The organism is Nocardia concava NBRC 100430, from assembly GCF_000308815.1.
In the GTDB taxonomy this organism is placed as follows: domain Bacteria; phylum Actinomycetota; class Actinomycetes; order Mycobacteriales; family Mycobacteriaceae; genus Nocardia; species Nocardia concava.
Genome location: NZ_BAFX01000168.1, coordinates 1 through 4,908 on the forward strand (window position 1 = coordinate 1; position 4,908 = coordinate 4,908).

The 4,908-nt window shown below is 69.8% G+C and carries 6 protein-coding genes; 1 reads left to right on the forward strand and 5 read right to left on the reverse strand.

Features of this window, described 5'->3' with window-relative positions; translation table 11 throughout:
- The 4 genes from ON43_RS35145 to ON43_RS35160 form a co-directional block, all read right to left on the reverse strand.
- On the reverse strand, nt 1–550 hold a 550-nt coding region (locus ON43_RS35145), incomplete at its 3' end, for an LLM class flavin-dependent oxidoreductase (protein ID WP_040814598.1).
- Nucleotides 547–1,572 (reverse strand): MsnO8 family LLM class oxidoreductase, encoded by a 1,026-nt coding sequence (locus ON43_RS35150; RefSeq protein WP_040814600.1) that lies wholly within the window; start codon nt 1,570–1,572, stop codon nt 547–549. The genes ON43_RS35150 and ON43_RS35145, both read right to left, overlap by 4 nt.
- The gene (locus ON43_RS35155; RefSeq protein WP_063712685.1) at nt 1,569–2,612 is read right to left on the reverse strand and encodes a phosphotransferase family protein; all 1,044 of its coding nucleotides are present in this window, start codon (nt 2,610–2,612) and stop codon (nt 1,569–1,571) included. The genes ON43_RS35150 and ON43_RS35155 overlap by 4 nt, the downstream gene beginning before the upstream one ends.
- Nucleotides 2,581–3,675: a methyltransferase gene (locus ON43_RS35160; RefSeq protein ID WP_083913989.1), complete on the reverse strand. Its 1,095-nt coding sequence runs from the start codon at nt 3,673–3,675 to the stop codon at nt 2,581–2,583. The genes ON43_RS35155 and ON43_RS35160 overlap by 32 nt, the downstream gene beginning before the upstream one ends.
- Nucleotides 3,676–3,839: 164 nt before the next feature.
- On the opposite strand from ON43_RS35160, the gene ON43_RS44465 reads away from it, so the two are divergent.
- Entirely contained in the window at nt 3,840–4,691 is an 852-nt protein-coding gene (locus ON43_RS44465; protein WP_051179650.1) for an NAD(P)H-binding protein, read from the forward strand.
- Between the two features lie 20 nt (nt 4,692–4,711).
- On the opposite strand, the gene ON43_RS35175 is transcribed toward ON43_RS44465, so the two are convergent.
- On the reverse strand, nt 4,712–4,908 hold a 197-nt coding region (locus tag ON43_RS35175; protein WP_040814602.1), incomplete at its 5' end, for a hypothetical protein.

Here is a 4,908-nt window from a genome sequence, read left to right on the forward strand (position 1 = left end):
CGGCGGATTCGGGGGTGATGGAGGTGGCCACCAGGATGCGCGGATGCGGCGACTGGAACGGCCGCGGCTGCAAGGTGACCGGCCCGAAGGCGTGGAACCCGTTGTCGACGGTCACCTCCGACCCGGTCCACAATTCGACGATGGCCGCCACGGTGGCATCGAAACGCGGCCGGGACTCGTCGAGCGAGATCTGGAAGGCCGCGAACTCGTCGGGCAGAAAGCCGCGCGCCACACCGACATCCAGCCGCCCGTGACTGAGGTTGTCCAGGATGGCCAGTCGCGCGGCGAGCTTGATCGGATGATCGAAGGCAGGCACCACCGCCCCGGTGATCAGACGGATGCGCCGGGTGCGCGCGGCGACCGCGGCCAGGAAGGTGGTGGGATCGGGGCTGTAGCCGCCGTAGTCGAAGAAGTAGTGCTCCACCGTCTTCACATGGTGGTAGCCCAGTTCCTCGGCGTAGACCGCGAGGCGCAGGGCGAGGTCGTAGTAGTCGGCCGGGGCCTGGTCCTTCTCCCCGACGGTCGGGAAGAGGTTGATACCGAATTTCATGGCGTGACGTCCTGGAGTGCGGGTGCGGTGGCCGGTAGCGCGAACTCCGCGGCGAGGAGCTCGTAACTGTGCACGCGGGCCTGGTGGTCGTGCACGGTGGTGACGATGACGATCTCTTCGACCTCGAGAGCCGTTGCCAGCGAACGGATCTGGTCACCCACGCGGTCGGGGGTGCCCCAGAAGTAGCGCGGCCACTCGAACCGCTCGTCCTCGAGAATGTCGCCGTGGCGGGCCAATTCCTCCAGGGCGACCCGGGGTTCGGGGATCGGGCGGACATCGTTGCGGAACAGGCGATTACGCACCGCGCGCTGCGCCGAGTACAGGCGCGCGGCCTCCTCCTCGGTGTCGGCGGCCACCGCCGTGACCGCGACGATGGGTGAACGTCCCGGGGCCAGCCGGTGATACGCGCCGATGGCCGCGCGGGTGGCCGCCGGATTGATGAAATGTGCGAAGGCGTAGTCGATATCCGCCTCACCCGCCGCGATGGCGCTGGACGGACTGCTGCCGAGCAGCCACAGCTCCGGCGTACCGGCGTCCAGCGGCACCGCCAACGGTTCCGTCTGCACACCGGTGCTCGCCGGCCTGCGCGCCAGATGGTCGCGCAATTCCTCGACCTTCTCGTCGATGGAGGGCCGCCCGACGATACCGGGAATCGGCTGCAGCGCACGGATTTCCAATTCCCCCGCGCCGGTGGAGCGCCCGATCCCGAGGTCGATGCGCCCCGGATACAGGGCCGTCAGCGTCCGGAAGGTCTCGGCGACCTTGAACGGGCTGTAGTGCGTGAGCAGTACCCCGCCGGAGCCGACCCGCAGCGTCGAGGTCGCCGAAGCCAGTGCGGCCACCAGGATTTCGGGTGCGGAGATGGCGTGCGAGAACATGGCGTGGTGCTCGGCGACCCAGTAGCGGGTGTAGCCGAACTGCTCGGCCCGGCGGGCCAGGTCCAGGGAATTGGCCAGGGCGCCCGATTGCGGCGTGCCCTCGGGCACGGGGGCTTGGTCGAGGATGGACAGTCGGATGGTCACAGGGCCTCCAGGGTGGCGTCGAGCAGGGCGACGGCATTGCGGTGCAAGGGAAATGGGCGATCGGTCACCAGACCGGCGTTCACGGCCCGGCGGGTGACCGCGGCGGTGATGAGCGCGAACTTGAATCCGGCCAGCACCTCGTAGAACTCGAGATTGTGCAGCGACCGGCCCGAGAGCGCGGCATAGGCCTCCACGGTCCGCTGGCGATCGGGCAGGCCGTAGAGCCGCGGCGCGCCGATGCCGCTGCTCAGGTTCCGGTCCAGGTACAGGAACCACGCGAGATCGCTTTCGGGCTCGCCGTACCCGGCCATCTCCCAATCCACCAGCGCGGCCACCTCGGTGCCGTCGTAGATGATGTTGCCCAGCCGGGCGTCGCCCCACAGCAGCGTGTAGGGCGATTGCCGGACCGGCAGGTTGGCGGTCAGCCAGCGGCGGGCGCGTTGGATGACGGGATCGCCGGCGCAGCCGTAGAAATCGAGGGCGTCGGTCCAGTACCGCACTTGCGCGGCCGGTCCCGCCGGACCGAGATACGGCAGGCCCGGCGTGTCCGCCGAGATGGTGTGCAGCCGCTCGAGCACGGTCAGCGCCGACCACCAGACCGCCGTCCGCTCGCTGGGGACCAGATCGGCCACCCAGCCGCCGCGGTGGTAGGAGGGGAAGTCCGGCGGCACCCGGCCCGCGACGTGCTCCATCAGGAAGAACGGCGCGCCGAGCAGCCCGGGATCGGGTTCGACGGCCAGCACGGCGGGCACCGGCACATCGCTGTGGCGGCGCACCGCGCGCAGCGTTTCGGCCTGCGCCACAATCGATTCAGTCGGGTAGACGCCGTCGCCGGTGGCGCCGACCCGGATGACCAGCCGCCGCCGGTACCCGTCGTGCCCCAGCGCGGTGAGCTGCCAGGTCTCCGCGGAGAACCCATTGCTGGGCACCGCGATATCGACCGTCTCCGTGTCGATCTCGGCTCCGACCGGGGTTTCGGAGAGCCAGTGCCGCACGAGGTCGCGGGTGCTAGCGGGCGATCTCTGCAGTGGAACGGCCATGCCGCGGCCTTTCGCCGGTGATGAGGGTGGAGGTGGGGCCGAGCGGAGCCGCGGCGATATCGACGAATCCCGCGTCGCGCAGCCAGGTTTCGGCCTCCGCGACGGTGTATTCGCTACCGCCGGACGACCACACCAGCATGTTCAGGCTGGCCAGCAGTGCGCTCGGGCTAGGTCGGGCCGGGTCGATCACGGGGTCGTAGATGGCGATGGTGCCGCCGTCGGGCAGGGCGGCGTAGGCGGCCTCGATGAGCTGCCGGCGGCGCGCGACCGGCCAGTTGTGCAGGACGTGCCCGAAGATGAGCACCTCGGCGCTGGGCAGCGGATCGGTGAAGAAATCACCGGGCCGGAATTCGATCCGATCCTTCAATCCCAACTCGCCTATGTGCGAATCGAATTCGGATTCGACCTCGGGCAGATCGAATACCGTGGCCCGCAAATGCGGGTGCGCGCGCACCAGGCTCGCGGCGATATTCCCGCGGGCCCCGCCGATATCGGCGAAGGTGCCGCGCTGCGACCAGTCCAGCCGGGCCAGGGCCGCGCCGATGGGCGCGTTGAGCACGTCCATGGCGTCGAAGAAGCCGCGACGATCATCGGGATCGGTGAAGAGCACGCCGTAGGGATCACCCTCCGCCGCATCGGAATTGACGGGCTTCCCGGACTTCACACTGGCCGCCAATCCGGTCCAGGCCGGGTGCAGCGTCTTGTCCAGGAAACGCAGGAATCCACCGAGATACTCCGGTCTACCGCGCACCAGATAGCGGTGCGCATCCGGGCTGTTGGAATAGCGCCCGCCGTCGGCGATGATCAGCCCGCTGCTGGCGACGGCGTCGAGGAAGTCGCGGGTCCACTCGGGGTGCAGCCCGATGGCGGCGCCGATCTCGGCGGCCGCGAGGTCGCGGTCGGCGAGCACGGTGAACAGGTCGAGTTCGGCGGCGGCGAGCACCACCTGCGCGCGGCGCGCACCGGAGACCACGCCGAGGATGTGCGCGGGGGAACCACCGGTATCCGATGGCGCGACCGGGTCTCCGGGAGCCGGGATCAATGGGGTGGAGACTTGACTCATCGAGCCCTCCTGAGGTTTTGGCGTCTGATTTCGACCGTAGAAAGCGCTGCTGCACGGGCTCTGGAGGATCTCTGGAGCGTGGAACGAGCGCGGGTATGCGGGGTGGAATCGCCGGATACGCTGCGGTCATCTCGTCGAATTACGTTGGAAGAGAGTTGATTCGAATGATTCTGATCGCCGGAGCGACCGGTGTGGTCGGCGGTGCGACGGTCGCGGAATTGTCGCGTCACGGGGTGGCGGTGCGTGCCCTGACCCGGGATCCCGGGCGGGCCGCGCCGGTGCCGGGTGTGGAGTTCGTGCGGGGCGATCTCGACCGGCCGGAAACGCTGCCGCCGGTATTGCGCGGCGTGCGCACCGTATTCATCGCGACGGCGGGAAATCGGAAGGCGGAACAGGATTCTCGCCTCGTCGACGCCGCGCGCCGGGCGGGAGTGCGGCGGCTCGTCACCGTCTCCTCGCTGGCGGTGGACGAGAATCCGGACGGATTACTCGGCCGCTGGCATGCCGAGGGTGAGCGGGTGGCGGTCGAATCCGGTATCGAGACGATCGTGCTGCGGCCCAACGGCTTCTACTCCAACACTTTCGCATGGGTGCCCTCGATTCTGTCGGCCGGTGCGGTCGAGGTGGCCCTGCCGGATCTGCCCGCCGCCCACCTCGATCCCGCCGATATCGGGCGGGTGGCGGCGCGGGTGCTGCTGGCCGAGGGCCATCCCGGCGCACCTGTGCTGCGGTTGAGCGGTCCGCGGGCGGTGACCCCGCGCGAACAGCTGGGCATCATCGCCGACACGCTCGGGATTCCGATCGCCGTGCGGGAGATTTCGCTCGAGCAGGAGCGCGAGCGGCTGGCCCGCCGGGTGCCCGCGGAGGTCGCGGAGGCGGTGACGGCCGCGCGGGCCGCCGCCGGTCCCGTGCGCGGGCGGATCTTCGAGGATGTCGAGAAGGTCACCGGCACACCGCCGCTCGGCTACGAGGAGTTCGTGCGGGCGCGGCGGGCGAGGTTCCTCGGCGCGGCATGAGGAACCCCGCCCGTCCGGGCTCAGGAGCGAGCCGGGCTGCTCTCCGCGGCCTCGGCTTCGCCACCGAGGATCGCTTCGGTTTCGCCGCCGAGGGTCTCGGCTTCGAGCACCTCGGCCACGCTCTCGGCCGCCGGTGCGGGTGCGGGCGGCGGGGTGAGCTGCAGGCCGAAGGTGAACAGCAGCGCGACCACCGCGAAGACCGCACCGACACCGAACG

Coding starts and splice junctions, on each gene's coding strand:
- ON43_RS35155 (WP_063712685.1), bottom strand. CDS start 2,612: ATGGCCGTTCCACTGCAGAGATCGCCCGCTAGCACCCGCGACCTCGTG.
- ON43_RS35160 (WP_083913989.1), bottom strand. CDS start 3,675: ATGAGTCAAGTCTCCACCCCATTGATCCCGGCTCCCGGAGACCCGGTC.
- ON43_RS44465 (WP_051179650.1), top strand. CDS start 3,840: ATGATTCTGATCGCCGGAGCGACCGGTGTGGTCGGCGGTGCGACGGTC.